Source organism: Mycobacterium sp. TH-M15, from assembly GCF_057473705.1.
Window position 1 is genome coordinate 1 of the sequence record NZ_JBYCLB010000190.1, and the last position, 3,440, is coordinate 3,440.

Here is a 3,440-nt window from a genome sequence, read left to right on the forward strand (position 1 = left end):
ATCGTGGCGGCGATGGCGGTGGGCATCGCCCGCGCCGCGCTGGAGGAGCTGCGCAGAATCCTCGACGAAGCCGGCATCGAGATCTCCTACGACAAGCCGGCGCACACCCAAAGCGCGGTCGCCGCGGAGTTCCTCCGGATGGAGGCCGACTGGGAGGCCGGCTACCTGCTGGCGCTGCGCTCGGCGTGGCAGGCCGATAACAACGTCCCCAACTCCAAAGAGGCGTCCATGGGCAAGGCCAAGGCCGGCCGGGTGGCCAGCGACATCACCCTCAAGGCCGTCGAGCTCGCCGGGACCACCGGCTATTCCGAGCAGACCCTGCTGGAGAAGTGGGCCCGCGACTCGAAGATCCTGGACATCTTCGAGGGCACCCAGCAGATCCAGCAGCTGGTGGTGGCCCGTCGGCTGCTCGGGCTGTCGTCGTCCGAGCTGAAGTAAAAAGGCTCACGGGCAGGGTGCCCCACGATCTAGTCTCGACGTGTGTTCCCAGAACCGTTCGCCAAGCTGTTCTCGGTCGCCGGCAAGACGGCGCTGATCACCGGCGGTACCCGCGGGATCGGCTACATGATCGCCGAGGGCTATCTGCGTTCCGGTGCCCGGGTGTACATTTCGTCGCGCAAGGCCGACGCCTGTGAGCAGGCCGCCGAGCAGCTGGCCGAGTTCGGCGAGGTGCATGCGCTGCCGGCCGATGTCAGCGATGAGGGCGCCTGCCGGGAGTTGGTCGACGCCGTCGCCGCCCGGGAGGAGCGGCTGCACATCCTGGTCAACAACGCCGGCGCCACCTGGGGTGCGGCGTTCGACGAGTTCCCGGCGGCGGCCTTCGACAAGGTGCTCACCCTCAACGTCAAGGCGCCGTTCCTGCTCACCCAGGCGGCGCGACCGCTGCTGGAAGCCGCCGCCATCGACGACGACCCGGCGCGGGTGATCAACATCGGCTCGATCGACGGGCTGGTGGTGCCCCGGCTGGGCACCTACTCCTACTCGGCGTCCAAGGCGGCCGTCCACCACCTGACCCGGCATCTGGCCGCGACGCTGGCGCCGAAGATCCTGGTCAACGCCATCGCCCCGGGCCCGTTCCCGTCGAAGATGATGGCGGCCACCCTGGCGGCGGCGGGCGACCAGATCGCCGCGGCCACCGCGGTCAAACGGATCGGGCGCCCGGCCGACGTCGCCGCCGCCGCGGTGTATCTGGCCGCCGCGGCGAGCACCTTCGTCACCGGCGCGGTGATCCCGGTCGACGGCGGACTGAGCACCACCGCCAGCGCGGGCGGGTAACGACCCGCCGGCCACCCTTGCGCGAACCCAAACCAAAAACTAATCTTACTTTTAGTTTTTCTCTCTTCGTCAGCCCGGAGCCGCGCATGGGGTCCTTCGTCCACCTCCGTAAAGGCACCACCCCGAAGCGGCCCAGCGACACGGTGCTGGTGTTCATGCATCCGATCGGTGGCGGCGCCTACCTGCCGATCATCAACGCCCTGGCCCGGGCCGGCCACCATGTCGTCTACTGCAACAGCCGGTTCCGGGGCACCGACTCGGCGCTGTTGATGGAGAAGGTGGTCCAGGATCTGGGCGAGTGCATCAAGGACGCCAAGAACCAGCTGGGCTACCCCAAGGTGGTGCTGGCCGGCTGGAGCGGCGGCGGCTCGCTGTCGCTGTTCTATCAGCAGCAGGCAGCGCACCCGACGGTGACGGCCAGCCCGTCCGGCGACGGCCCGGACCTGACCGCGCTGGGCCTGATCCGCGCGGACGCGCTGATGCTGCTGGCCGCACACGTCAGCCGGCACGGCACCATGACCGAGTGGCTGGACGCCTCGATCCTCGACGAGGCCGATCCCACCGACCGCGACCCGGAGCTGGACCTGTACAACCCGGACAACCCCAACCAGCCGCCCTACACCGCCGAGTTCCTGGATCGCTACCGGCAGGCGCAGATCGACCGTAACCGCCGGATAACCGGCTGGGTCAAGGCCAAGCTGGCCGGGCTCAGCGCGGCCGGCAAACCCGACGCCGAGTTCGGGTTCGTCGTGCACGGCACCATGGCCGACCCGCGCTGGCTGGACCCGACGATCGATCCCAACGAACGCACCCCGGGCACCTGCTACCTGGGTGATCCCGAGGTGGTGAACATGAGCCCGGTCGGGCTGGCCCGATTCTGCATACTGCGCAGCTGGCTGTCCCAGTGGAGCTACGACGACGCCCGCGGCGACGGCGTGGCGTGCGGTCCCGACATCGCGGTGCCCACGCTGGTGATCGGCAACCTGGCCGACGACGCCTGCACCCCCAGCCACACCCGCCGGCTGTTCGAGGCGATCGGGCATCCGGACAAGGAGATCCACGAAATCCCCGGCGCCAACCACTACTACACCGGCCCGGATCAGCGGGAGAACCTGCGCCAGGCGGTCGGCATCATCACCGACTGGCTGGCGCGGCACGGCTTCGCGGGTGCGGCGTGACCCCGACCGGCGGCGACGAGGCAGCGCGCAGCAATGCGGAGGAGCGCCGCAACTGCACCGGCGGCGACGAGGCAGCGCGCAGCAATGCGGAGGAGCGCCGCAGCGGCACCGGCGCGCTGGACGGCATCCGGGTCATCGAGCTCGGCACGCTGATCTCCGGGCCGTTCGCCGGCCGGCTACTCGGCGACATGGGCGCCGAGGTGGTCAAGGTGGAGCTGCCGACCGCTCCCGACCCGCTGCGCAGCTGGGGCCAGGCCGAACTCGACGGACACCACTTCTTCTGGACCGTGCACGCCCGCAACAAGAAAGCCGTCACCCTGGATCTGCGCACCGAACGCGGCCGGGAGCTCTTCCTGGAGCTGGTGCAGCGCTCCGACGTCATCGTGGAGAACTTCCGGGCCGGCACCCTGGAGCGCTGGAACCTCGGCTACGACGCGCTGGCCGACCGCAACCCGGGCATCATCCTGGTGCGGGTCTCCGGGTACGGACAGACCGGCCCGGAGGCCCAGAAGGCGGGCTATGCATCGGTGGCCGAGGCGGTCAGCGGGCTGCGGCAGATGAACGGTTTCCCGGGCGGGCCGCCGCCGCGGCTGGCACTGTCGCTCGGCGACAGCCTGGCCGGCATGTTCGCTGCGCAGGGCGCACTGGCCGCGCTGTATCGGCGCACCGTGACCGGTACCGGCCAGGTGGTCGACGTCGCGCTGACCGAATCCTGTCTGGCCATCCAGGAATCCACCATTCCCGACTACGACGTCGGCGGTGTGGTGCGTGGCCCGTCGGGAACCCGGCTGGAGGGGATCGCGCCGTCGAACATCTACCGGACCGCCGACGGCAGCTGGGTGGTGATCGCCGCCAACCAGGACAGCGTCTTCGCCCGGCTGTGCAATGCGATGGGCCGGCCGGACCTGATCGATGACGACCGGTTCGCCAACCACCTCGCACGCGGTCGCAACCAGGACGAGCTGGACGCCATCATCGGCGACTGGG

3 protein-coding genes and 1 pseudogene are annotated in these 3,440 nt (G+C 69.8%); all 4 read left to right on the top strand.

Annotated elements, in window-relative coordinates; translation table 11 throughout:
- Nucleotides 1-438, top strand: a 438-nt coding sequence (locus tag AC2VNT_RS04525) for an acyl-CoA dehydrogenase family protein (protein WP_486945715.1), incomplete at its 5' end; no start/stop codon positions are given.
- Nucleotides 439-480: 42 nt separating this feature from the next.
- Nucleotides 481-1,275, top strand: a complete 795-nt coding sequence (locus AC2VNT_RS04530; protein WP_486945716.1) for an SDR family oxidoreductase — start codon at nucleotides 481-483, stop codon at nucleotides 1,273-1,275.
- A gap of 128 nt (nucleotides 1,276-1,403) precedes the next feature.
- Nucleotides 1,404-2,453: pseudogene (locus AC2VNT_RS04535) on the top strand (alpha/beta fold hydrolase); the annotation flags it as partial.
- Between the two features lie 116 nt (nucleotides 2,454-2,569).
- Nucleotides 2,570-3,440 (top strand): CaiB/BaiF CoA transferase family protein (locus AC2VNT_RS04540; protein ID WP_486945717.1); only part of this gene is annotated, 871 nt, incomplete at its 3' end.